Genomic DNA, 25,539 nt, shown 5'->3' with positions numbered 1-25,539 from the left:
TTATACTATTTTAGCATATGAGATTAAACTAAATAATTGTGAAAATTTTTAGTGTAGTAACATCAACACGCATAAATATAATTTTAGAATTAATTTATATATTAAGAAAATAATAGGAGGTGAATATACTAGCTTTTTTAGGCTAGTATACTTATGGCGGAGATAAAAAGTTTAATTAAAAGATTTTATACAAGTGCATTAGAAAAAGATAAAAATATTACTGTTTTTGATTTGTTTAATTGGAAAAAGGTAGATGTTTTTCTAAAGGACCATAAAACAAACAAAGTACTTTTAGATATGAAGGATTTAGAATTTCCGGAGCATTACTCTCAAAATTCTTGCGATATTATAGCTTCAAAATATTTCAGAAAATCCGGTGTTCCTACTAAGCAAGGCTACGAGAATAGTATGAAAATGGTAGCTCATAGGCTTGTTAATTTTTGGTGTGAATCCTTAACTGACGAAACAATTATTAAAACTGATGAGGAAAAAAGCATTGTTTATGATGAATTAGTATATGCATTTTTAAATCAAATGTTTGCTCCAAATTCTCCTCAATGGTTTAATACTGGGCTTAACCTCTCTTATGGTATAAAAGGTGGAACCCTAGATAATTTTTATTATGATGAAAGTAAAAAAATGATTGTTAAAAGCGAGGATGCTTATACAAGAACTCAGGCTTCTGCTTGTTTCATTCTCTCAATTGAAGATAAATTACTTGGCAAACACTCAATATCTGAGCAGTATGTAACAGAAACTAAATTATTCAAAGGCGGTTCAGGTACCGGAACAAACTTCTCTAGCATAAGAGGTCGTGGCGAAAGGTTATCTAGTGGTGGAGTTTCTTCAGGTCTAATGAGTTTTTTAAAAGGCCTTGATAGAAATGCAGGAGCAATAAAATCTGGCGGAACTACAAGACGTGCTGCTAAAATGCTATGTCTTGATATTGACCATCCGGAAATAATGGAATTTATGACTTGGAAAGCTAAAGAAGAAGATAAGGTACGCGCTCTTACTAAAATGGGTTATGATGGCAGCTTTGAAGGAGAAGCTTACGAGACCGTATCTGGCCAAAACGGAAACAATTCCATAAGATTTTCAGATGAATTCATGATGAAGGTGGATGACCTTTCAAAAAATCCTAAGCAGACTATTACTCTTAAAGGAAGAGCTGACAACTCAGTTAATAAAGATATCCCTGTTAAGAAGCTATGGGATACCTTTAATAAAGCTGCTTTTCTATGCGCAGATCCAGCTCCCCAGTTTGATGATACCTTTAATGCATGGCACACTTGCCCAGCTGGAGAAGATGGCGCAGTTAATGCAAAGCACAATAGAATTAATTCAACTAATCCTTGTGGAGAATATGCATTTTTAGATGATACTTCCTGTAATTTAGCCTCTATTAATATTTATAAATTCTATGACAGTAAAACTAAAAAATTAGATATAGATGGATATGTTCATTTAATAGGACTTACTCAATTAATCCTTGAAGCTTCCATACATTGGGGCCAATTTCCTACAGAAGATATAGCAAGAAAAACCCACTTATTTAGAAGCACAGGACTTGGAATTGCAAACCTCTCTTCACTACTTATGGTAATGGGGTACGCCTATGACTCAGAAGATGCTAGAAATTTAGCTTCCTCGCTAACTGGAATAATGACAGCTCAGTCTTATTATGTTTCATCACTTATGGCAAAAGAGTTAGCTCCTTTTGAAAAATATGAAATTAACAAAACATATATGCAACTAGTTATAAGAAATCATGCTAGAGCAGCTGGAGCTCTAAATACTGAATTTGAAAATTTAAACTATGAGCCTGTAAAAGTTAATCACAATCTTTTAAAGAGCAACTCTCTAGGTTATATAAGTGAAACCTTAAAAAATTGCTTCACAAAAGCATTAAATAGTGGTGAAAAATACGGTTTTAGAAATGCCCAGGTTACAGTTATAGCTCCTACTGGTACTATTTCCTTTGCTATGGATTGTGGCGCAACCTCTATAGAACCATATTTCAGCCATTTTATTTATAAAAAATTATCTGGTGGCGGTTATATGACCATGGTTAACCCAGTAATTAAAGCTTCCTTAACTAACCTGGGATATTCTCAAATCCAAACAAATGATATTTTAGATTATATTCTAAGAAAAGAAAAAGTTGATGAAAATGGATTCCAATACGAAAAAATTATTGATGGAAAAATAGAGGGCGCTCCACATTTAAAGTCTGAACATTTGGCTATATTCGACACAGCAAACAAATGCGGTAGTGGAAAAAGATACATTCCATTTATGGGACATGTTCTCATGATGGCAGCAATAACTCCGATGATATCAGGTTCTATATCAAAAACTGTAAATTTACCTAAAAATGCCACTATAGAAGATTTTAAAGAAGTAATACTTAATTCTTGGAAATTAGGTGTAAAAGGCATAGCCTTATATAGAGATGGTTCAAAGGCAAGTCAACCTTTAAACACCACCTTATCTCAAGATAAAGAACTATCCCTTGAAGATTTATCCTATGCGGATCTTTTAAAGAAAGCAAAGACGCAAGAGGAAATTTCCAATCATTCTACAAGAGAAAAACCAATTGGAATCCGTTATGGCACTACTCATCCTGCTCAAATTGATGATGTAAAAGTCTATACTACTGTAAATAGACGTTCAAATGGAGAGATTTCTGAAATATATATAACAACAGATAGAGAAGGTACTATTATTACTGGATTACTCAATTCTCTTTCAAAATCAATTTCAGTAATGCTTCAGTATCACGTACCTGCAGAAGATATATCTAAAATGCTTCGGGGACAAAAATTCGAACCTTATGGTTTTGTGCAAAAACATCCTTATATTAAATCTGTTTCTTCTATATCTGATTTAATTAGCAAGATAATCGATATAGAACTAGGAGACTATACAAGATGTCAAATTAAACCTGAAAATTACGGAAATACTGATATACCTAAAAACCCACTTATGCCAGATGAAAATGAAATTTCAGCTAGCATAGTAGAAAATGAAAATGTATCTACCTTCAAAAACATTGAAAAGCCTAAAGGAGAAAGATTATACTCTGAAACATGCTCTCATTGTTCAAGTACTAAACTTGTTAAAAGCGGTACTTGCAAGGTTTGTCTCGACTGCGGAACAACTACGGGATGTAGTTAACCACTGGGGACAGTTAAGAACTAATAGTTATATATCTACTCTAATAGTAGAAATACAACTTTGAACTTTGCTGATACAACTATGAGGTTTACTACAAAATGAATATTTATTCATAAGTAATCAATAAAACCTACTAAACTGATTTTTATCAATTTAGTAGGTTTTATTAAATTCTTTGGCCTTTCTGTATGAACAGAAAAATAGAACCGCCATCTAAATGACGATTCTCTCTTTGCTTATCTTTTTGAACTTCCATATTCACCCAGGGGTCTGACCCCTTTAATGTAATGCTTATTGTAGTTGTAAGCTAGGTGGATTGGTTTGCCCTTCTGCGCCATATGGTACTGCCTTTGATTTCTCACTTTCGCGTTTAGCCTTGGTTGTTACTGATATATATATACTTCCGCCTTCTGGTTTTGGAAGTGTAATACTTAATGTTGCTGTTGCTGTAGGTATTGCATCTTTTGCTAGTTTTGCACCTTTTGCTAGTTTGTCTGCTTTTGCTATTGCCGTTCCTATTGGTACTGCGCCTTTTTTACTTTCTTCGTATATTGTAACTACATCTCCTAATTTTAAATCTTTAACTGTTATTGTATCTAGTTCTAATGCATTATTGACAACTGTCACTATTGATGATGGCATATCCGTAACCTTTTCTGCTCCATAGTCTTTTGGTCCTATTTTATAACTTTCAAGCTTAGTTTTTTTTGTTACTGTTACATATATTTTTCTATTTGTATTTGCCTTGTTTCCCTCGTCCTCGTAAAGTTGTGGAATGCTTATTGTTGCTGTTGCTGTTTTTGTTGCTTTATCTACTTTTGCTGTTGCTGTTCCAATTGGTGCTTTAAGAAATGCCCCTTCAAAAATAGTTGTCGCTTCTGCAAGGTTACTTAGTACTGGTGATGCTTTTTCTACTGCCACTGTTGCTGCTGTGTCTAAATCTGCTACTGTTTTTGTTGGGGTATTTGATAAATTTTCGTAATAAGGAGATAATGCTACTTGTGCTGCTACGGTTGCTAAATTTGATTCTTTAATTGCTAGATCTGCTGCTATATTTGCTGCTTCGGATGTATCTCTTGCTACTTGTACTTTGTATGTTCCTGGTGTTGCTGCATCCCATGCTGCTTGTATTGCTGCATCCAATGCTGCTTGTGCTGCTACTTTTGCTGCTTGTGCTGCTACTTGTGCTGCGTCTGCTTTTACTTTTGCTGATGCTTTTGTTGCTTTATTTACTGCTATGTCTGCTTGTTTTACTAATTCGCCATTGGGATTATTGTTAGCTACATTTATAGCCTCTTGAAATTTCTTCCTTGCTTCCAGCTGGTATTCATTTTTTCCTTCCACTTCACACCTCTCTGCATAGTCGCATTTTGCCTGTGCTTCTTTTATCGCATTCGTAAGTTGCTCTCTTATTGTAACTAGAAATATATATGTTTGCGTTTTTGTTGTTGTTTGTGTTGCTACTTGTTCTCCACTTATTGATTCTGAGTATACTTTAACTATATCTCCTACTTCTAAACCCGCAACTGTTACCGTATCTGGCATTCCTGCATTATTTTCAACAGTAACATTTCCTATTGGATCAGTTCGCTGTTCTGGGTCATATGTTACCTTTTGTGCAATACTTTCAAGCAGCCCCTTTCTTTTTACTGTTACGTATATACATCCTCCAAGTGGCTTCTCAAATAAACCTCCCATTACCGGAAATTCTGTACTTACTATTGCTGATGCTGTTGGTATTGCACTTTTAGCGCCTTTTGTTGCTTTGTCTGCCTTTGCTATAGCATTTCCTATTTCTGTTACTATTATTTCTGTTACTGTTACTGTTCCATTCACATCTATTGAAGTTAACGGTGGTGTTGATAACTTAACTTGTTCTTGCATTTCTTTTGGTGTTTGAATGGTTTTAACTATTTTTCCATCTTTTGTTATTGATGATGATGATTGTACTATTGAATATACTTTAACTATATCTCCTACCACTAAACCTGTAACTGTTAATGTATCTGGCATTCCCGCATTGTTTTTAGCAGTTATTATGGTTCCTGTAACTTGACCCACAGTTTCTGCAAAAACTGTTCCTGTTGATGGTAAAATCATTGTTATAAATACTACTACACTTAGTGCTTTTGATAATATCTTCTTCATTAATTTTATCTCCCCTTACTTTTTTATTATTTAGTCATATAAAAATAAATAACAAGTTAAAGATGCTGGTATATTTTATGTCAAACAAAAAGCAATTTTCGTAGCTAGTATCACTATCCACGGGCTCTACTGACTCAAAATAGACTAGAATACTAACTTGTTATTTATTTTCACATTCCTTTACTACGATTGTTCTTTGTTTTAAAAAGATTTTAACTTGATTTATGAAAAAAATCATATGGATAGGAAAATCATATGTATATATATTATCGGGTAATTATACTTACACTTTATACTTATTAATTAAATAGTAAATTTAATATTTTTTCACAATAAAATTTTTAGAGTTGCTTTACGAATAATTGCCGCTATTCATACAATTATTCTTAGCACAGGTGTAATATATTCTAATGTACCTAAAACGAAAAAAGGAATATAAATTTCATATAGAAATTTATATTCCTTTTTTTTATTTTTTATTGTTTTTAACTCTATTTGGCTTAGCCTTAGGCCTCATTACTATGTCGTCTTTCTTATCTTTTTTTGAATTAGTATTTGTATAATTTGTTTTAGAAACACTTCTCTTTTTAATAAATCCCGACAAATCCATAAACCACAAAAATAAAATAACAAATATTCCTGGTATTATATTGTTAGCTACATATTTTGGCATATTGGGCCACATTATCGTAGGAAGCACAAATGATGCCATAGCTATTCCAAGTACTACCCACTTGTTAATCTTTATCTTATATAGTACATAAGTTTTTAAAACATTATATAACACAAGCGAAAGAAGTGAAACTGCCACAATGCTAAGTATTGTTATAAACATATTCATTTTATCCCTCTTTTCTATAGTTCACATTAAAATAAACCTATACTATACATTATCAAACATTTTTTAATATATATCAATAGCTTATGCATTAATTAATTTATATATTTATATTTGTATTAAGAAAAATATTATGCTAAAATATTTGTGGGTAGTATCGAACACGAACTGCACCTAATTGTTTAACATATTATTAATAGTGGTTTAATCCATTTTAATGGCTTAATCCATTAAAATTGCTTAATTTGTTTTTTTCTGCTCATATCTTTATGAATGAGACAGCTATACAGGAGTCTTCCACCCTCAGATGCTTGAGGTGCTTTTACTTTGTATTACATTGGAGGCGATATTATGGTTATCGGCTTTATTGGATGTGGAAAGGTAGGTTTTTCCCTTGGAAAGTATTTTTCATTAAAAGGAATAACGTTATCTGGCTACTATAGTAAATTTTATAAAGATGCTAAAGAAGCATCTAAGTTTACTAACTCAAAAGCTTATGAAAACATTAATGATTTGGCACGGGATAGTTCAATAATTTTTATTACTACTCCTGATGATTCCATTCATGAAGTTTTGCAGAGATTATCAAATTTTGACTTAACTAATAAAATAATATGTCATACTAGTGGTTCCTTAACCTCTAGCATTTTTTTAGATATAAACAATTCAGATGCATTCGCATATTCAATTCACCCTATTTTCCCATTTTCTGATAAATATAACTCCTATAAAACCTTACAAAATGCTAGTTTTTCTATTGAAGGACCCGAAGAGCATATACCTGTGCTTAAAGATTTTATTGGGTCTTTAGGTAACAAATCCTTTACTATTAACAAAGAGGATAAGGCACTTTATCACCTAGCTAGCGTCACAGTATCAAATTTAGTACTATCTTTAATTAATACTGGGTGCAGTTACCTAAGTCAATGTGGGATTAGTGAAAATGATGCGCTACAAGCATTACTACCCTTGATCCAAAATAATATTGATAATATAAAAACCAAAGGCTTTATAAGTTCTTTAACTGGTCCTATTGAAAGAAATGATTTGAATACAGTAAAACAACATATAGGGGCCGTGCCTACAGTAGATGTGAAAACATATAAAAATTTATCATTAAAGCTACTATCTTTATCACAGGAGAAGCATAGTAATAAAGACTATAGCAAACTTAAAGAATTTTTAAAAATGCAGGAGGATAACTAAGTGAAAAATTCTATTTCAACCTTTATATCCGCAAAACACAACCGTGAAAAATTAACAATGCTCACAGCTTATGATTACTCCATGGCAAAACTAATTGATGAATGTGGTGTTAATGGGATTTTAGTTGGAGATTCTTTGGGCATGGTCTGTCTTGGCTACAAGGACACCTTAAGCGTCACTATGGAAGACATGTTACATCATACTAAGGCTGTCTCTCGCGGTACCAAAAATGCTCTTGTAGTTTCTGATATGCCTTTTATGTCCTATCAAACTTCACTATATGATGCAGTTAAAAATGCAGGAAGATTTGTACAAGAAGCTGGAGCAGAGGCAATAAAACTGGAGGGCGGTGCTGTAGTTTGCCCACAAATTCAAGCTATAGTGAATGCTCAGATCCCTGTAATGGGTCATATAGGGCTAACTCCTCAATCTGTTAATATGTTTGGAGGCTTTAAAGTCCAAGGTAAAAATATTGTTGATGCAAAAAAACTTATTGAAGATGCAAAAAAAATAGAGGCATCAGGCGCATTTGCTATTGTACTTGAATGTATCCCCTCTAAACTTGCAGATATTATATCAAAGGAAATATCTATACCAACTATTGGCATAGGTGCTGGTGGTGGCTGTGACGGACAAATTTTAGTATATCAAGATATGCTTAATATGTTCTCAGATTTTAAACCCAAATTTGTGAAAACCTTTGCAAATATTGGAGACCTTATGCGCGATGGTTTTAAATCATATATTAAAGAGGTTTCCGAAGGAACTTTCCCAAACGATGAACACTGTTTTAAAATAGATGATGAAATTTTAAGCAAATTATACTAATCTTAATTTATTTTTATTTAGGAAGGAAGTGAAGCGGACATTAATAGTGCGTGTAAAATTACACCTTATTTTGTCCACCAAAAATGAAGACTGTAAAAACTATTTTGGAAGTTAGAAATCAAGTACAAGCTTGGAAAAAAGAAGGCTACAGCATTGCCTTAGTTCCTACTATGGGATATTTACATGAAGGTCATGCAAGTCTTATAAAACGTGCTGCAAGTGAAAATGAAAAAGTTGTAGTAAGCATATTTGTGAACCCTATTCAGTTTGGTCCAGGGGAAGATCTAGATTCTTATCCAAGGGATTTAGATAGAGATACAATTTTATGTGAAAATGCTGGAGCCAATTTAATTTTCACTCCAGAAGTTTCAGAAATGTATTATGTAGATGCTCTAACAACTGTCTCAGTAAATGGCCTTACAAATGGCTTATGTGGTGCTAAAAGGCCTGGCCATTTTGACGGCGTATGCACTGTAGTTTCAAAGCTATTTAATATAGTTTTACCTGATAAAGCTTATTTTGGAGAAAAGGATGCGCAGCAATTAGCTGTAATTAAACGAATGGCTCACGATTTAAATTTCCCTATAGAAATTATTGGCTGCCCTATTGTACGTGAAGAAGACGGTCTTGCAAAAAGTTCACGTAATAATTATTTATCCTCAAAAGAAAGACAGGCAGCTTTAATTTTACATAAAAGCTTAACTAAAGGTAAAGAGTTGTTATCTGCTGGTGAAAAATCTGCTAAACTTTTAAAACAAATCATAAAAAATGAACTTGAAAGCGAAGTTTTGGCTAAAATAGATTATATCGAAGTTGTAGATGCGCTGTCCCTCACTACTATAGATATCGTTGACAAACCTATTCTTGTCGCCATAGCAGTATATATTGGCAAAACAAGACTAATAGATAATTTTATATGGGAATCAAAATAAAAAAAGGGAGGGTCAACAATTGATAATAACTATGTTAAAATCTAAAATACACAGAGCCACTATTACAGAAGCTAAATTAAATTATGTGGGAAGTATAACTATAGATAAAACCCTAATGGACAATGCAAATATCCTAGAATATGAAAAAGTTCAAATAGTTGATATCGACAATGGAGAAAGATTTGAGACTTATGCCATCGCTGGAGAGCCTGGTAGTGGAGTTATTTGTATAAATGGTGCCGCTGCAAGATGTGTTCAGCCTGGAGATAAAATAATAATTATGACTTATTGCCTAATTAATGAAGAAAAAGCTAGGAAATTCAAACCTCTAGTAGTATTTATTGAAGGCACCAATGTGATAAAAGAAGTCACTCACTATGAAATACATGGCGAAATAAAATAATTTTTTTATAATGAAGTAATAATTTTTAAAAAATTGCAAACACTAGTACTGAAAACTATATTAAAAAGGAGATGTATACGTTGAAAGCATTAGATACTACTGCACTCGTATTAGTTATTATAGGAGCTGTAAATTGGGGACTAATTGGATTTTTCCGATTTGACCTAGTATCAAGCTTATTTGGTACTGGTACTGCATTCACTAGAATTATATTTGCTCTAGTAGGTATAGCTGGTCTTTATTCCCTATCCTTATTAGGAAGAGGCAGAGATACAGACAGAGACAGAACTGAAGTTAAATAAATGTCCTAAACATAATAAAAAAGAAGTTGAAGTTTAAAATTCAGCTTCTTTTTTATTAAAATAAATTTTACTTTAAAAACTTTCAAATAAACCTTAACTGAACTAAAGCAGTTTTATCCCTAACTCTTATTACAATTAAGCTATAGGAATCTTTTTTGTCTATCTCTTGTATAATTGTTAAAAATTTTTCATCTATCATCATTAATCTAATGCCTGTTTTACTTTGAAGTTCATAACCCTTTGAACCTTTTACTATAAATAGATTATCCCAAGGCTTAGGAATATAATCACTAAAATTTATCTCGAAAATTAACCCTTCTTTCTGAAGTAACCTTATTAGACTATTATATTCATCATGTAATACATCATTTGTACACTTTAATTTCTGCATTACAGAATTATTATGCGCCAGCAAATTATTTTGCTGCACTATTTCTAATTCGTATTGGGTCTTTTTAAGCTCTAGCTTTCTCGTCTTGTTTTTAATTGTTTCTAAATAATAATTATTGTCATTGTTATCCATTAACTTTACCTTGCCTTTCCTAGTATTCTTTAGGTAGAATATAATTGAGGTGATTATGTATGAATAAATTTATAGATTGGATTGTTTCCAATCTAAAATATATAGGTGAAAAAAATAAATTATTTCTAATACAATTTTATAATAAAATAAACTTTTTAATCAATAAAAATCTTACTCTAAACAAAATGTATCAACCAATTATTAAAGAACAAATGGATACAAACAAAAATTTACAGAAAACTTTAAAAATTCTAGAAAACAAAAATAATCAAGTTCAAAATAATATATTAAAACTAGAAAATCAAAATTCATTACTAGAATCTAAAATATCTATAATCCAAAATTTAATAACCAAGCGTCATGACTAATCATCACTTTGGTGCTGTAATCATCACTCTGACGCTGAGATAATCACATACATTGCCAATCAATAATATACTTATCTTTGGTAAATACTATAATGAGACGCAACCAAACCTAACAATTTTAAAGTGAGGTGTTTCATATTGTTCAATAGTATTGTCAAAGATAAAAATTATAAAAATTTATTTAATGGTGATTGGGTTACATCTAATAATACCATAGATATTATCTCTCCTGTAGATAACAGTTTAGTAGGTACAATACCTGCTATGAGCAAAGACGAAGCTAATATAGTTATTCAAAATTCAAAAGCTTCTCAAAAAAATTGGGCTAATATGGCCATTAGCTCCCGTGCGGAAGTTTTGCACAAAGCGGCTGCCTTACTGGATGAAAATGTTGATTACTTGTCCCAGCTCATGCAAGTGGAAATTGCTAAAGATAAGCACTCCTGCATTGCTGAGATAAAAAGAACTGCGGATTTTATTAGATTTACTGCTGATGCTGGCAAACACTTAGAAGGTGAAACTATAGGTGCAGATAATTTTCCTGGTTTTAAGAAAAACAAAATATCCTTTGTCACCAAAGTACCAGTAGGCGTTGTCCTTGCTATTTCGCCTTTTAACTATCCCATTAATCTTTCTGCATCTAAAATTGCGCCAGCCCTTATTGGTGGGAATAGCGTAATTTTAAAGCCTTCCACTCAAGGAGCTATTAGTGCACTCCATTTGGTTGCAATTTTTCATGAAGCCGGAGTTCCCCATGGAGTAATAAACACAATAACAGGTAGAGGCTGCGAAATAGGTGATTATTTAGTAACCCACAACGATATTGATTTTATCAACTTTACTGGAAGTACGCAGGTAGGAAAACATATAGCTGTAATTGCTGGTATGGTGCCTATGATTATGGAGCTTGGTGGCAAAGATGCAGCTATAGTACTTTGCGATGCCGATATCGAAAGTGCTGGCAGAGATATCGTTACTGGGGCCTTTAGCTATTCTGGTCAAAGATGCACCGCAGTTAAAAGGGTTTTAGTTATAAATGATGTTGCAGATAGCCTTATTTACGAATTAATGAAAAATATTAAATTGCTGAAAATTGGGAATCCAGAAGATGATTGTGATATAACTCCACTCATAGATAATAAAGCTGCAGACTACGTTCAAGAACTCATAGATGATGCCCTAGGTCATGGAGCTACGCTATTATGTGGAAATAAACGAAATGCTAATTTATTTTACCCAACCTTATTTGATAATGTAACTACAGATATGAGGCTGGCTTGGGAAGAACCCTTTGGCCCATTGCTACCAGTGATTAGAGTTAAAAATATTAAGGAAGCTATAGATATAGCTAACAGATCTGTTTATGGTCTTCAAACTTCTGTTTATACTAAAAATATAGATGATGCCTTTAATATTGCCAATAAACTCGAGGTAGGTACCGTTCAAATTAATAATAAACCTGAAAGAGGGCCTGACCATTTTCCTTTCTCAGGAACAAAATCCTCTGGTATGGGCACTCAAGGCATAAGATATAGCATTGAAGCTATGACTAGATTAAAATCTACAGTTTTACTCATAAATCCATAGCGAAATTTAAAGAAGCAGCTTTTATAAACTGCTTCTTTCTTTATTTTATTTTATTTTCCATATTTATATTTGTTTGAATTATATTTTTTACAACTTCTGATATCTCAGCTTTTTCTTCCTTTGACATTTTATCCATATATATAGGTTTATCAAATATAAGCTTAGCATTTGCCTTTTTAACTTTTCCATTATTACCTTCCATAGCTTTATGAGTATCATAAAAGGTTATAGGAACAATGGGAACCCCAGCTTTTATTGCCAGTCTCATACTACCTTTTTTAAATTCCCCTATATTATTACTTCTACTTCTAGTACCTTCTGGAAAAATAATCATAGAATATCCATTCTTTAGATTTTCAACACCTTCTGAAATTGATTTTAAAGCCTCTCTTGGATTTTCTCTATCCATAAATACAGAATGGATTTGCCTCATCCAATAACTCATTACTGGTATTTTTTCCATCTCTTTTTTAGCAACTGCACCAGTAAGGCTATTCATATTAGCTAATATCACTGGTATATCAAGATTACTTTGGTGATTTCCCACAAAAACACAAGGCTCCTTTGGTATGTTTTCTTTCCCTATAACGGTTAAATTTAAACCTGCAATCCTAATTACAAAATTAGACCAATCCCTAACTACCTTAGCTAAATAAGCATCCACCTCTTCTGTGGTTTTATGCTTTTTTATACTATTAAGTTGTATTTTCTTAAAAGCTTTCCCAATCAAATCAATAATAAAACATAAATAAAAATATACCGTTCTCATATCTCTCTGTTCCTTTCATTTTAAGATTAAATCATCATCTGAAATGTCGTTAAACTATAACTATAATTATACTATTTAATAGGCCTTATTTCAAATTTTTCCACTAGAGCATAAGTAAATTGCAATTTGGAGCATCTTTTTTCTTAGATTTTGATATTTTTTTATTTAAATGGATAAAATTATTTATGTAATGTACTTGAAATATAATATAGGAGATTAATCATATGCCAAAGAAACCCTGGTTAAAATACGCCTTAGTTTGCACTATACTAGTTTTTGTAAGTATAGCTGTGGCTGTAGTTTATAAATATAATTTAAAAACTAACATAAACCTTAAAAACAATATGGTCACTCATTTTATTGATGTAGGACAGGGTGATTGTATCCTTATTCAAGTAAATAATAAAAATTTATTAATTGATAGTGGTACCAGCGATTCGAGGAGAAAAGTAATTAGGTATCTAAAAAAAAATAAAATTACTAAACTAGACTATGTAATTGCAACTCATCCCCATGAAGATCATATAGGGGGTATGGCTAGTGTAATTAAAACTTTTAATGTGGATGAATTTTATGCCCCTAAAGTTGCATCTGACACACAAGCATTTATTGATATGATTAGAGCTTTAAAAAATAAAGGTCTTAAAATAAAAATAGCTAAACCTAATATAACTTTAGATTTAGGTCCGAGTGCCACCTGTCTTATGCTATCGCCTAACAAAACCACCTACGAAGATACTAATAATTACTCTTGCGCGGTAAAAATATCTTATAAAAATTCCACTTATTTATTTACCGGTGATATTGAAAAGCTAAGTGAAGATGAGATATTAGATAAAGGTTACGATTTAACTGCTGAAGTTCTCAAAGTAGCTCATCACGGTAGTAATTCCTCAACCACGCAAGAATTTTTAAATAGAGTTTCTCCAAAAATTGCAGTAATAAGTTGTGGTACATACAATAGTTATGGTCATCCAAATAGTGAAACCCTAGATAAACTTAAAAAGTTAAATTGTATTATCTATAGAACTGATTTAGAGCAAAATATTGTACTCATAAGCGATGGTATAACCACAAGTAGATTGGTTGTAAAGTGAGCCTATTTTAAAATAGTACCTTCCACTTTAGACTATATAAGCTAATAAACTCTTTTTAATTTTATGCATAAAAAAAATAACTAGCACAATAGCTAATTATTTTTTCAAAATTCCTTTTAATTTAATCCAAAAATAACAATGGTGGGTCTAAATGGACTCGAACCATCGACCTCACGCTTATCAGGCGTGCGCTCTAACCAGCTGAGCTATAGACCCATAATACCCTTATCAAACTGTGACTTTATAAGTATAATATCTATTTTTTACTTTGTCAACACCCTTCTATATTCTTATGATTCGTATATGATTCGTTTATGATAATGTCTTACTATACCACATTTGATTATGTCCCAAATATGAAAACATTGTATAATAAACCTCATAACTAGAAATGAGGTGCTGATAATAAGAAAGGTGAATTTAGCTATGGAAGAAATGGATTTTCATCCATTAGCTACGCTAATATACATACACATTTTCAAAAATGACCTTTAAGATTTAATATACACCCAATTATAAGCCTACGGCTAAAAGATATTTAGTATTCTAGATATTATCTGTTGTTAACCATGTTGTAAGACTTTTTAAAAATTTGTGACGTTTCTGATATGTCATCTTAGTTTTGATACACTTAAAAGCTCACAGGCTGCCGCCTAAAAGAACTATGGAAAAGATATAATAAAATTCAAAATATAATTAAAAGCAAATGCAAGGGTTTTTAAATCTATTATGCGGAGTATGATTTCTAATTCAGGTATTTTTTCTTATATTATGCTAACAAAAGTATATATTGCGTAGAATGCTTTGAACAAGCCTTAGTAATTCTTAATTTACTTTAGTGAAAGCTACATTAAGAAAAATGCATACTTGAGCGTCATTACAAACTGCTCTAAGCAACTCAGGATTCTCTGTTAAAATAGCAAGTATGAAATTCCTCCGACGTGACTTGCAATAAAGAAACGACAAAACTATTGAAATTTCATTTAGAAATTCTTCTTTTGCGAATATAAAATTCACGTAAGCCTGCCAGGACGGCAGGCTAGCGAAACCGAGGCAGGACGCCGAGTTTGAGCGCTAGAGAATTTTATATTCGCAAAAGATTAGAATTTCTTAATGGAATTTCCAGTTTGGAGTTCTTTTTGCAAGGCACGCCGGAGCCCTTCATATCCTATTTCCAATCTTTATCTATAATATCCCACATCATCTTTCCAACCCTAGATATAGTAGTTATTCCATAAACATTGTTAGGTAAGTTGTTAGCCATTACTGTAAAAAGGAAATTTCCTTTTTCAATCATCATTAAAGTTGTATCATTTTCAACAGTTTCAAGGCTACCCCCTTTATTAGCAATATTCTCTTGGATCTGCTTTGGTGCATAGAAAGGTAATTTATTTGTAACCTGTTGTTTCTTTAATATTCTTATAAGCAAATCACTATTTTCTTCATTTAAGTATTGCTTTAGATATAATAGTTTAAAACACTTGCTTAAGTCAAAGCTACTAGTAGTATTCTCCAACTCGTCTTGTTCCAATTTAATGTCTGTTGTAATCCTTTTCAATTTTGTGTTTTTAAGTCCCATATCTTTAAATAATTCGTCTATTCGCTGCATGCCCAAAACTTCAATTATTTTATTTGCTGCAGTATTATCACTTTGTATAAGCATTGCTATTAATAAATCAACTATTGAATATTCTTTTCCTGAAAATTCATGTATAATTCCATTTGAGCCATGAATTTTATCCCCTGATTCTATTTTAATTTTAGATTGTAAATCTATTTTTCCATTTTGCACTTCTTTAAGCAAACTCATGGCTAGTGGTAACTTTATACATCCAGCTGATACCATTTCTTTATCCTCATTAAGACCATATAGATATCCACTATTTATTTCTTCAAAATAAAAACTATAATTACCTTCTCTTGTTTCTAAATATTTTTTTATTACTTTCATAATATCCTCCTGGTTTTTGTCTAGAGTATAGCAATAATCAATTGTTATCCTCAATATTTTAATTGCACTACTAAAAATCTCCAAATTAAATTCCAATACTTCTAGCTACTTTAACTAATTCACCGCTGTGACCTACATTTTTGGTATCCCCCATAATATTTTATTTCCTGTAAGACAATCCCTATTGCCAAATTTTGCACTGTTAACTAAATCCACAGCCATCAGTCAATATTCCTACTATTTTCATTTTTTGTACCATATACATTCCCCCAAACTCTATTTGACTTATTATACACCTTAAATCAGAAAATATAAATGATACCTAGCTATTAGTTAAATATTCTCAACTTTTCACAAATAGCATAGCTTAATAAGAAAAACATCATGTTATATGAATATTATAGGCTATAAAAGGCGATAATTTAAATATTACTAGAATATGGTGTAGCACATTAAATCTTTAATTATCATATTACTGTAATTACTGACTAAAGCTAAAGAAATTATCCATCAGCTTTAGTCCTTAAAATATTATTATTTATAATGAAATATTCGCAAATTTAATTATAAATAGCAATGTTATACCAACAATTATTCTATAGATGGCGAAAACCTTCATAGGTTTATTTTTTAAATAAGAAACAAATTTTTCAACCACAATTAATGCGACTAAAAAAGCAGTTACAAATCCAACACCCAAAGTAATAATTTCCCCATTACTAAAATTCATTCCACTTTTATATAGTGTTAATCCTGTGGCTCCTACCATAGTTGGTATGGCTAAAAAGAATGAAAACTCAGTTGCAGCAACTGTAGAAACACCACTAATCCACCCTCCCATTATAGTAGATGCAGACCTAGACATACCTGGCCATAGCGCAAAACATTGAAATAATCCTATTTTTATTGACTGTTTAATTGTTATTTGCTCTATACTTTTTGTTGTATCCTTTGATCTAAATTTCTTTTCTATAATAATCATTAGAATTCCACCAACCACTAAAGCCAAGGCTACAGTTGCTGGATTAAAAAGATATTCATCTATTTTATCATTTAGAAGAAACCCAAAGAATGCAGCGGGAATAAATGCAACTATTATATTAGTCCAAAACTTAATTCCTGAAGGTCTCCCCTTAAAAAACTCCAAAACCGAAGTCCATATTTTATTCCAATATAAAACTATAATTGCAAGAATAGCCCCCAATTGAATGACTACTTCAAATGAATTTGCAAATTCACCTTTGAAATTTATCATATTTCCCACAATGATCATATGACCCGTGGAAGAAATAGGTATAAACTCTGTTATTCCTTCTACTATAGCTATTATTATAGCTTTTAACACCAATATAATGTTTAAATCCATGTATTATCCGCTCCTTACAACAATAATTTATAAAATCTTTTTCATTATACTATATTCAAGCAGTTAATATAGTTAGAATTATATTTTATTGTTTAAATGTTTATTTCTCTATTATAATTTCTTTCTGCATCGTCTTACCATCTAGTGATAATTTAATAGAATTTATTCCTTTGACAATTTGTAAATCAAAAAAAGTATCTATCTTTATGTAATCACCGCCATTAATACTTATGAAATATTTTTTAAGCATATAACTATTGATAAAAGCTCCCAGAGTAAATTTTTGTCCTTCTTTTGTGTCGTTTTTCAAATCTCTCTTTGCAAGTATTAAAGTTGGAATTTTCTCCACACCTTTATTTACATATTGTATTTTCGGAGATATATTAAAAACTTTGGGGTTATTAACAAAGATAGTAGGTTGAATAAACCCTTCCTTTGTTTCTATCTCTGGAAGCTTACCTTGTTTCAAGAAAGTAAGTTTAGAATTGCTCTTCAGCTCCCCATATTTGTTATTATCCACAGATATAGTATAACTTTCATAGTAGCTGCCCATACTTTTAATATACTTCTTACTATCTTTTAAAAGATGGATTTTAACTTTTCCTATTCCCTTGCTTATTATTTCAATGGCACTTAGTGGAATCTCTTCATCTGTCATATACGTTCCATTGACACCATCTATCATTATCCATTTATTGTATTTATTACTCCATATTTCACATACATTAAAATATGATTTTCCACTAATTTTTTTATCAGTACTTCTTAATACTCCAGGACGTACATTAATTCCAATAGAAGCTAAGCACTCCTCATAAATAGTTGCATAATCACTGTCTGATATTTTATTTCCAGAAGTAGCTACCTCCATTATTTCTAAAGCACTTTTATCACTAGTCATGGAGTTACTTTGAGCTTTTACTTTTCCATTAATAAATTCCATAATTTTTATGGAGTTATCAAATTGGTCCTTCTTTCCATCTATAAGTTTATCTAGTCCATAGTTTTTCTTAAGTTTTAATAAATTTTCATTTTGGGGATTTAAGTAGTAAAAATGAATATTATCTCCAGTATAAAAATTTTCCCATTTAGTAACTCTTAACCCTTCTTCCTTATTATTTAAATCAGCTCTAGATTTAAAACTCAAAAAAATTATAGCCGCTGTTATGATAATAAAAAATAAAATTCTATAAAGAATGCTATTTTTTTTCATAATTCCTCCTTAAGTGTTCTTATTGTTAATAAGAATAATTTATAAATTGTTATCTACGCTACAGTAGATTCACATTTATTTAATGAGTATATCATATTTATAGCAAAATTTACATAAAAAATCCCAACGGATTTTAAAGCTTTTTAGCCGTTGGGGTTTTGTATTATATACTTATAGGACCAGCTTCTCTTATACTTTCTGGAACTCCTTTAAATTTACTGAAGTTAAGCGTAAATTTAGAAGCGAGCTCACTAGCTTTTAACTTATACTCCTTTTTATCTACCCATGTATTTTCTGGATTTAGTATTTCTGACGGAACATTTGGCACAGCAATGGGCACGGCTATTTTAAATATTGGATGCTGTGTATATTCTATTTCCTTAAGCTTGCCTTCAAGAGCCGCTTTTACCATGGCTCTTGTATAAGAAAGTTTCATTCTAGAGCCTACACCATATCCTCCACCACTCCAACCTGTGTTTATTAAAAATACCTCAGTATCATGTTTATCTATTCTCTCACCTAAAAGCTTTGCATAAACTGATGGTTTCATTAGCATAAACGGTTCTCCAAAGCAAGATGAAAAAGTGGCTTTTGGTTTTGTAATTCCTCGTTCTGTACCTGCAAGCTTACTTGTGTATCCTGAGATGAAATGATACATAGCAGCTTCTTTCGAAAGCTTTGAAATTGGTGGAATAACTCCAAACGCATCTGCTGTTAAAAATATTATGGTACTTGGATGTCCACCAATTCCACTTAATTCTGCATTTGGGATGTATTCAAGTGGATATGCCCCCCGAGTATTCTCTGTTAAGGTACCATCATCATAATTTGGCATCTTATCATCATCAAGTACAACATTTTCAAGCAAGGCACCAAATTTTAATGCGGAGTAAATTTCACTTTCTTTATCTTTATCTAGTTTTATAGTTTTAGCGTAGCATCCTCCTTCAAAATTAAAAACTCCACTATCACACCAACCATGTTCATCATCGCCAATAAGCTTTCTTTCTGGATCTGCTGACAATGTAGTTTTTCCTGTACCAGACAAGCCAAAAAATACTGCTGTCTCGCCATCTTTACCAATATTTGCAGAACAATGCATTGGGAATACACCTCTTAGTGGCAATAAAAAATTCATTATTGAAAAAATAGATTTTTTAATTTCTCCTGCATATTGTGTTCCACCAATTAACACAATTTTCTTATCAAAATTAACTATAATAAAAGCTTCTGAGTTTATTCCGTCAATTGCTCCTTTTGCCTTAAATCCAGGTGCTGCAATAACTGTGAATTCAGCCTTGTGATGCTCAAGCATTGCTTTATCTGGTCTTCTAAATAGTTGATTAGAGAGCAATGCCTCTGAGGCAAGCTCATTTACCACTCTAATAGGTAGTTTATATTCTTCCATAGCACCTACGTAACCATCAAACACAAATAATTCTTTATCGCTTAAATATTTACAAACCTGCTTATACAGCTCATCAAAAACGTTTTCTTCTATAGGTAAATTTACCTCTCCCCAATTTATTAATTTCACAACACTTTCTTGTGAAACTATAAATCTATCTTTAGGTGATCTTCCTGTATACTTTCCTGTTTTTACAGCTAATGCACCACTTTCTGTTAGAGTACCTTCTTCTCTTAGTAATGCAAACCTTACTAAGTCAGATACCGGCAAATTCCTATATATTTTTTTTGATGTTGCTATGTTTAAATAATCTAAGTTTTCTAAACAATCCACAATATTACCCCCCAGTTACTATATTTACACGCTTATTAATTTTAGTTATTATACTAATATATTACAACATTTTAATAAAAATGCAAGAAAAAAATTATAAAAATATTAATTTAGTGTTTTTATGAATATGTTCCTTCATTATGCTGAATTATTGCTATTATAGCATATTCTTTTTATGTTCTATGATGCACTAATATACATTCTAAATATAGTACCCTTATTGTGGCTATAAGCTACCTCCAAGTACATATAAAAATTTTAATTCCAAATATATCCACTTTCATTCTGCTGCTTCTAGGTTATTTTCTAGAGTAAATGCATTATTTAATCTTTATCAAAATGAATGATATTAGTTTTTAAAAATCACGCAATAAAAAAATATATATTAAATCAAATAAGTTTGATTTAATATATACTTCACCCTAGATGATATTTAATTCCACACCATAGTAAATTTTTTTCATAAATTATATGTTATAGTTTAATAAAATAGTGCAAACTCAGGAATCTTTAATTCTTGATTATCTTTGCCCTTAACATAACTTTCTTTAAGTTTGTGAGCCTTATCATAATTTTCAACAATGATTTTTTTAGTGTAATCATCATAAGAGTCATTTAAACCCTTATAGGCTTTGCTTATATTGTAAAAGCCTTTTTCTAAATCCTGCTGAAAAGTGATATAATAACATCCAGCATTATTTAAAGTCAAAATATCTTTTTCATCTCCTTGAGATGCACTATCAATTTCCGCTTTTGCTTCCACTGCCTTATTTTTAGTCATGTATATAGTTGCTAAGGTTCTATGATACTTAGGCACTACTTCATTTAATTTACTACATATTTTTAAGATTTTTATAGCATCCTCCAGTTTTCCTTCAGTCAGCTTTATTAGTGCCATATTGTATTTTATCTCTGCATCCTGTGGTTTTATAATTGATGCTAAATTAAAATATTCTAGGGCTTTTACACTATTACCAGTCTTGTACCAATAATAGTTTGCTAGATTAAGCATTATATTATAATTATAAGGCTCTTTAGTTAATGCGGTTCGAAAATAAGGCTCCACTGCGAGTTTTGCGGACTCTTCTTTCAATATTTCTGGCATTAAAAACCCATAGTTATCTGGGTATTCGCGATTAAGCTGAATAGATTTATTACAGTATTCTTTAGCCTTTTTGTAATCTTTCTTGTAAAGATAATAAAAGCCTGCACTATGATAGGCTCCGTAATCATCTGGATGCTTCGAAATTACATTTTGCATTAATTTATCAGACTTTTCTAGCTCATTCATATTTTTGTACACATTAGCTTTTATTAATTCGATTTGCATACTGCCTACATTTTTACTAGAGAGTTCACTAATTAATTTATTTGCTTCATCCACAGTATCTACGCTAAGGGAATATATCTTAGCTAACCACATTTTATATGATAGATCATTAGGGTACTTTTTTGAAAGAGCAGTTATATTTTGCAACAGAGAATCCTTATTATATAATGCTACTTGGGCTAAAACATCATATATCTTGCATTCCTCTTTATTTAATTTCCATGCATTTTTTAATTGAATATAGCCTTCTTCCCATTTCCCCAAAAGCATTAACATTCTAGAGTATTCTGCGGTATCGTAGGAAGACTTTGTATCCACAGGATATCTTGCCATAAGTTCATTTGCAATCTGGATCTTCTTATTTCCCATGTAAACAGTAAACATAGTTTTTATTAAATTTTTGTCTTTAGGGTATTTACTTAATGCAAGCTCCCCATCTTTTCGTGCCGCACCATATTCTCCATTTATAAATTCCGTAAAAATAATGGAATTATAGCTCTCACCATCAATTGATTTATATTTCTTTGAGATATCAATATATTTTAATGAGTTCTTAAAATCATTTTTAACAGAATAAATCTCAGCTATTTTAATATTCCATTTTGGTGACCTCACATCTTTTTTTGCAAGTTCAATATATTTCCCCCTAGCCAAATCATATTCCTGTTCGAAAAAATGGGTTTCGGCCTCTGTAACTAATTTACTTAACGCTAACCTTTTATGTGTTATAGTTATAAATATAATGCTTATAGCCGTAACACATAAAACAACTAAATAAAGAGCTATTTTTTTAACTCCTAACTCTTTTAGTTTACTGCTGCATAATAAAGACTTTAGTTTATCTATTTTCACCATAACTCCACCTCTTTATAAATTTGGCAGGATTTTAATATATTACTAAGATCCTTTATAATTAAATTTTCTTTAAATATACACTATAGTAATATTCTAACAAATGAATAAGTAAAAAGCTAGAGTATTTAATAAAAGGTTACATTAATAAGTTAGACAAATATACAATAATGTTATAAAATTATATTGACTTGAATGTAGACTTATTTATTGTAAAGCAGAGTGCACTTATATAAAATGGGGGTGTGTTTTTGAAAAAATCACGCAAGAGAAAATTAAACAAAAAAAAGGCAATAAGAAATATATCTTTATTACTATTTGTTTCTGTAATTTTAACCACAGTTGTGGTTAAAACTGTTTCTTTTTCTTTGAAGAAGTTTAATTGGAGCCATGCTACTTCTAAGGAGGAAAAAAACAAGCCTAGTGATAAAGATACTTCTAATAATGAAACTGCGAAAGCAACCACAGTAGAGAAAAATACTGAAGTACTCCTCTCTGCTGTTGGAGACTGTACTATAGGAACTGATAGTAAATTTGATTATGCTACTAGTCTTCCGGCTATGGTAACGAATTCCAACAAGGATTTTTCCTATTATTTTAAAAATGTACATAGTATTTTTAGTCGCGACGATGTTACCATTGCTAATTTAGAAACAACCTTTACAGACTCAAATGATAAAGAAGAAAAGCAATATAATTTCAAGGCCACCAGTGATTTTGCTAAAAGTTTAACTCTAGGTTCTATTGAAGGCGTGAATCTCTCTAACAACCATATTTATGATTATAAAGAAAAGGGATTTCAAGATACAAAACTTGCCCTTGAAAAAGAAAAGGTTAACTTTTTTGGAGAAAAAGCCAAATGGATAACCAAAATAAAAGAGCAGCCCTTTGGCTTTTTAGGTTACAGAGGTTGGTCCACAGACCAAAGTTTCCTTGATAAATTAAAGCAAGATATTCTTGAATTAAAAAAGACTAACTCAGTTATAGTTATAAACTTTCACTGGGGAAACGAAAAAGAGTATTATCCAATAGATGCACAAAAAACACTTGCTCGCTTTGCTATTGATAACGGAGCAGATATAATCCTGGGACATCACCCCCATGTAATTCAAGGCATTGAACAATATAAGAATAGAATTATTGCATATAGCTTGGGGAATTTTTGCTTTGGTGGCAACTCTAACCCTAGTGATAAGAGAACCTTTATTTTTCAAAGTAATTTAAAGTTCACGAGTAACAATTTAACAGCTATAGGTGTAAGGGTTATCCCTTGTAGTATATCTTCCGTGGATTATAAAAATGACTATTGCCCGACGCCACTTTCCGGTGATGCTAAACTAAACTTACTAAGTAACTTAAACAAACTCTCACCAAATTCTGGCTTTAAAATAAGTGATGAATTTTCCTATATTAATGTCAATAATAATAACTAATTCAGTAATCTATAATGGAATAATTACAAATAAATAACGCTTAAGTCAATAAGTACAATTAAAGGATGTGTTGGAAATTAAAATTCAGTCATTGGTCAGTATACTCGCTTCAAAATTTATTATGAAATTATCAAAGGTTTTATTTAAAGGTGGCACAAATTTCCCAGGAAAAATCGCCTTAAAGCTTGATCCTCATATTTTGAAAACCATAGCGGCGGATTATGAGGTTATTCTTGTAACGGGTACAAATGGAAAAACCACCACCACAAGCATGATTTACAGCATTATAAAAGATAGCAACAGACTAGTAATTACTAACAACACTGGTGCAAATATGTATACAGGAATAGTTGCTTGTTTTATCTCCAATTTCTCTTTTAAAAAATCTTCTGAGAAAAAAATTGCTGTTATAGAAGTAGATGAAGCCAATGTTAAATTTGTAACTGATTATATCTCTCCAAGTATCATTACTATTACAAATCTATTTAGAGATCAACTAGACAGATATGGGGAAGTCTATACAACTCTTAAGAAGATTCTGGAGGGCGTAGAAAAAACGACCAGTTCCACCCTTATTCTTAATGGAGATGAATCGCTACTTGGAAATTTAAACCTTAAAAATCCTATAGAATACTATGGTTTTGCTACTAAGGTTAATGAAAATAAAATTGTAGATATAAATGCAGACGCTAAGTTTTGCACAATCTGCAAGGCTCCTTATGAATATAACTTTATTACCTATAACCATCTAGGTGATTTCTATTGCAGCAAATGCGGATATAAAAGGCCAGCACTTACATATTCCATAAATAAAATTCTTGAACTTTCCACCAGTGGTTCTACTGTTCATATAAATAATAATGAATATTATATAAACCAGCCAGGTACTTATAATATTTATAATGCCCTATGTGCATATTCTGTAGCTAAGGTACTAGGCATTCCGGATAAAATTATAGAGCATTCTCTTAAAACTGTAGCCAGTAGCTTTGGTAGACAAGAAACATTAACGATTGAGGGGAAAGAAGTTAAAATAATATTGGTTAAAAATCCTGCAGGCTATGATGAAGCTGTAAATACTATTAATTTGGACACACGAAAAATAAATTTAGCTCTTTTACTAAATGACAATTATGCAGATGGAAAAGATGTTTCTTGGATTTGGGATGTTAATTTTGAACGTTTAACTTCACTTAATATTAACAAAATTATGATATCTGGAATACGCCTGTACGATATGGCAATTAGACTTAAAGTTGCAGGTTTTGAGGCAGACTCCTTCCTCTTATGCAACCATGATGAAGACCTGCTAAATCAAATTAAATCTTGTGATGGCGAAATAGTTTATATACTAGCTACCTATACCGCCATGATAGACCTAAGAAAATTTTTATACGCTAAAGGCTACATAGATAAAATTTGGTAATATATCAAAATTCAAAGATTTAAAAATTCAAATAGAAGGTGAATAA

At 31.3% G+C, this 25,539-nt stretch carries 20 protein-coding genes and 1 tRNA gene; 11 read left to right on the top strand and 10 right to left on the bottom strand.

All coding sequences use genetic code 11. The features are described 5' to 3' along the window. Positions 1-153 precede the first annotated feature (153 nt). Positions 154-3,180 carry a vitamin B12-dependent ribonucleotide reductase gene (locus Ctaglu_RS18665; RefSeq protein ID WP_125004515.1) on the top strand — a complete coding sequence of 1,009 codons (3,027 nt, stop codon included), beginning with the start codon at positions 154-156 and terminating at the stop codon, positions 3,178-3,180. A gap of 291 nt (positions 3,181-3,471) precedes the next feature. Here Ctaglu_RS18665 and Ctaglu_RS18660 read toward each other — a convergent pair whose 3' ends face one another. Both Ctaglu_RS18660 and Ctaglu_RS18655 read right to left on the bottom strand, forming a co-directional pair. Next, positions 3,472-5,328, bottom strand: a complete 1,857-nt coding sequence (locus tag Ctaglu_RS18660) for a hypothetical protein (protein WP_125004513.1) — start codon at positions 5,326-5,328, stop codon at positions 3,472-3,474. Positions 5,329-5,797: 469 nt separating this feature from the next. Further along, positions 5,798-6,169 (bottom strand): hypothetical protein, encoded by a 372-nt coding sequence (locus tag Ctaglu_RS18655; protein WP_125004511.1) that lies wholly within the window; start codon positions 6,167-6,169, stop codon positions 5,798-5,800. Positions 6,170-6,517: 348 nt separating this feature from the next. Here Ctaglu_RS18655 and Ctaglu_RS18650 point away from each other — a divergent pair, with 348 nt between their 5' ends. The 5 genes from Ctaglu_RS18650 (at position 6,518) to Ctaglu_RS18630 (ending at position 9,837) form a co-directional block, all read left to right on the top strand. Further along, complete coding sequence (locus Ctaglu_RS18650; protein WP_125004509.1) at positions 6,518-7,372, top strand: Rossmann-like and DUF2520 domain-containing protein; 855 nt, start codon at positions 6,518-6,520, stop codon at positions 7,370-7,372. After that, entirely contained in the window at positions 7,373-8,200 is an 828-nt protein-coding gene (gene panB / locus Ctaglu_RS18645; RefSeq protein WP_125004507.1) for a 3-methyl-2-oxobutanoate hydroxymethyltransferase, read from the top strand. Between the two features lie 83 nt (positions 8,201-8,283). Next, positions 8,284-9,132: a pantoate--beta-alanine ligase gene (gene panC, locus Ctaglu_RS18640; RefSeq protein ID WP_125004505.1), complete on the top strand. Its 849-nt coding sequence runs from the start codon at positions 8,284-8,286 to the stop codon at positions 9,130-9,132. A 19-nt stretch (positions 9,133-9,151) separates the two neighbouring features. Then, on the top strand, positions 9,152-9,535 hold the full coding sequence (gene panD, locus Ctaglu_RS18635; RefSeq protein ID WP_125004503.1) for an aspartate 1-decarboxylase: 384 nt from the start codon (positions 9,152-9,154) through the stop codon (positions 9,533-9,535). Between the two features lie 80 nt (positions 9,536-9,615). Further along, a complete protein-coding gene (locus Ctaglu_RS18630) occupies positions 9,616-9,837 on the top strand; it encodes a DUF378 domain-containing protein (RefSeq protein ID WP_125004501.1) in 222 nt (73 codons plus the stop codon). A gap of 82 nt (positions 9,838-9,919) precedes the next feature. Here Ctaglu_RS18630 and Ctaglu_RS18625 read toward each other — a convergent pair whose 3' ends face one another. Then, on the bottom strand, positions 9,920-10,360 hold the full coding sequence (locus tag Ctaglu_RS18625) for a hypothetical protein (RefSeq protein ID WP_125004499.1): 441 nt from the start codon (positions 10,358-10,360) through the stop codon (positions 9,920-9,922). Positions 10,361-10,419: 59 nt separating this feature from the next. On the opposite strand from Ctaglu_RS18625, the gene Ctaglu_RS18620 reads away from it, so the two are divergent. Together Ctaglu_RS18620 and Ctaglu_RS18615 are read left to right on the top strand one after the other, a co-directional pair. Next, entirely contained in the window at positions 10,420-10,728 is a 309-nt protein-coding gene (locus Ctaglu_RS18620; protein WP_125004497.1) for a hypothetical protein, read from the top strand. A gap of 138 nt (positions 10,729-10,866) precedes the next feature. Continuing rightward, positions 10,867-12,315, top strand: coding sequence for an NADP-dependent glyceraldehyde-3-phosphate dehydrogenase (locus Ctaglu_RS18615; protein ID WP_125004495.1), 1,449 nt, complete (start codon positions 10,867-10,869; stop codon positions 12,313-12,315). A 40-nt stretch (positions 12,316-12,355) separates the two neighbouring features. Here the strand turns inward: Ctaglu_RS18615 and Ctaglu_RS18610 are convergent, their stop codons facing one another. Further along, positions 12,356-13,084 carry a lysophospholipid acyltransferase family protein gene (locus Ctaglu_RS18610; protein WP_125004493.1) on the bottom strand — a complete coding sequence of 243 codons (729 nt, stop codon included), beginning with the start codon at positions 13,082-13,084 and terminating at the stop codon, positions 12,356-12,358. Between the two features lie 224 nt (positions 13,085-13,308). Between Ctaglu_RS18610 and Ctaglu_RS18605 the strand changes: the two genes are divergently transcribed. Continuing rightward, on the top strand, positions 13,309-14,181 hold the full coding sequence (locus Ctaglu_RS18605) for a ComEC/Rec2 family competence protein (RefSeq protein WP_125004491.1): 873 nt from the start codon (positions 13,309-13,311) through the stop codon (positions 14,179-14,181). Between the two features lie 139 nt (positions 14,182-14,320). On the opposite strand, the gene Ctaglu_RS18600 is transcribed toward Ctaglu_RS18605, so the two are convergent. The 6 genes from Ctaglu_RS18600 to Ctaglu_RS18575 form a co-directional block, all read right to left on the bottom strand. After that, a tRNA-Ile gene (locus tag Ctaglu_RS18600) sits at positions 14,321-14,397 on the bottom strand. Between the two features lie 952 nt (positions 14,398-15,349). Further along, the gene (locus tag Ctaglu_RS18595; protein WP_125004489.1) at positions 15,350-16,132 is read right to left on the bottom strand and encodes a serine hydrolase; all 783 of its coding nucleotides are present in this window, start codon (positions 16,130-16,132) and stop codon (positions 15,350-15,352) included. Between the two features lie 538 nt (positions 16,133-16,670). Continuing rightward, entirely contained in the window at positions 16,671-17,498 is an 828-nt protein-coding gene (locus Ctaglu_RS18590) for an undecaprenyl-diphosphate phosphatase (protein ID WP_125004487.1), read from the bottom strand. 100 nt (positions 17,499-17,598) lie between these two features. Further along, positions 17,599-18,711 (bottom strand): hypothetical protein, encoded by a 1,113-nt coding sequence (locus Ctaglu_RS18585; RefSeq protein WP_125004485.1) that lies wholly within the window; start codon positions 18,709-18,711, stop codon positions 17,599-17,601. Between the two features lie 163 nt (positions 18,712-18,874). Beyond that, entirely contained in the window at positions 18,875-20,452 is a 1,578-nt protein-coding gene (gene pckA / locus Ctaglu_RS18580; RefSeq protein ID WP_125004483.1) for a phosphoenolpyruvate carboxykinase (ATP), read from the bottom strand. A 481-nt stretch (positions 20,453-20,933) separates the two neighbouring features. Then, a complete protein-coding gene (locus Ctaglu_RS18575) occupies positions 20,934-22,637 on the bottom strand; it encodes a tetratricopeptide repeat protein (protein ID WP_125004481.1) in 1,704 nt (567 codons plus the stop codon). A gap of 248 nt (positions 22,638-22,885) precedes the next feature. Here Ctaglu_RS18575 and Ctaglu_RS18570 point away from each other — a divergent pair, with 248 nt between their 5' ends. Continuing rightward, positions 22,886-24,067 carry a CapA family protein gene (locus Ctaglu_RS18570; protein WP_185732802.1) on the top strand — a complete coding sequence of 394 codons (1,182 nt, stop codon included), beginning with the start codon at positions 22,886-22,888 and terminating at the stop codon, positions 24,065-24,067. Positions 24,068-24,134: 67 nt separating this feature from the next. Beyond that, on the top strand, positions 24,135-25,493 hold the full coding sequence (locus tag Ctaglu_RS18565) for a Mur ligase family protein (RefSeq protein WP_125004477.1): 1,359 nt from the start codon (positions 24,135-24,137) through the stop codon (positions 25,491-25,493). Positions 25,494-25,539: the final 46 nt, after the last annotated feature.

Origin of the sequence: Clostridium tagluense (assembly GCF_003865095.1) — a bacterium.
GTDB lineage: Bacteria > Bacillota > Clostridia > Clostridiales > Clostridiaceae > Clostridium_AD > Clostridium_AD tagluense.
The sequence above is the reverse complement of the archived record's forward strand: the minus strand, read 5'-3'. Positions and strand labels throughout refer to the sequence as shown.

Coding starts and splice junctions, on each gene's coding strand:
- Ctaglu_RS18575 (WP_125004481.1), bottom strand. CDS start 22,637: ATGGTGAAAATAGATAAACTAAAGTCTTTATTATGCAGCAGTAAACTA.
- Ctaglu_RS18585 (WP_125004485.1), bottom strand. CDS start 18,711: ATGAAAAAAAATAGCATTCTTTATAGAATTTTATTTTTTATTATCATA.
- Ctaglu_RS18665 (WP_125004515.1), top strand. CDS start 154: ATGGCGGAGATAAAAAGTTTAATTAAAAGATTTTATACAAGTGCATTA.
- Ctaglu_RS18595 (WP_125004489.1), bottom strand. CDS start 16,132: ATGAAAGTAATAAAAAAATATTTAGAAACAAGAGAAGGTAATTATAGT.
- Ctaglu_RS18655 (WP_125004511.1), bottom strand. CDS start 6,169: ATGAATATGTTTATAACAATACTTAGCATTGTGGCAGTTTCACTTCTT.
- Ctaglu_RS18610 (WP_125004493.1), bottom strand. CDS start 13,084: ATGAGAACGGTATATTTTTATTTATGTTTTATTATTGATTTGATTGGG.
- Ctaglu_RS18590 (WP_125004487.1), bottom strand. CDS start 17,498: ATGGATTTAAACATTATATTGGTGTTAAAAGCTATAATAATAGCTATA.
- Ctaglu_RS18660 (WP_125004513.1), bottom strand. CDS start 5,328: ATGAAGAAGATATTATCAAAAGCACTAAGTGTAGTAGTATTTATAACA.
- Ctaglu_RS18605 (WP_125004491.1), top strand. CDS start 13,309: ATGCCAAAGAAACCCTGGTTAAAATACGCCTTAGTTTGCACTATACTA.
- Ctaglu_RS18650 (WP_125004509.1), top strand. CDS start 6,518: ATGGTTATCGGCTTTATTGGATGTGGAAAGGTAGGTTTTTCCCTTGGA.
- Ctaglu_RS18620 (WP_125004497.1), top strand. CDS start 10,420: ATGAATAAATTTATAGATTGGATTGTTTCCAATCTAAAATATATAGGT.
- Ctaglu_RS18625 (WP_125004499.1), bottom strand. CDS start 10,360: ATGGATAACAATGACAATAATTATTATTTAGAAACAATTAAAAACAAG.
- panC (WP_125004505.1), top strand. CDS start 8,284: ATGAAGACTGTAAAAACTATTTTGGAAGTTAGAAATCAAGTACAAGCT.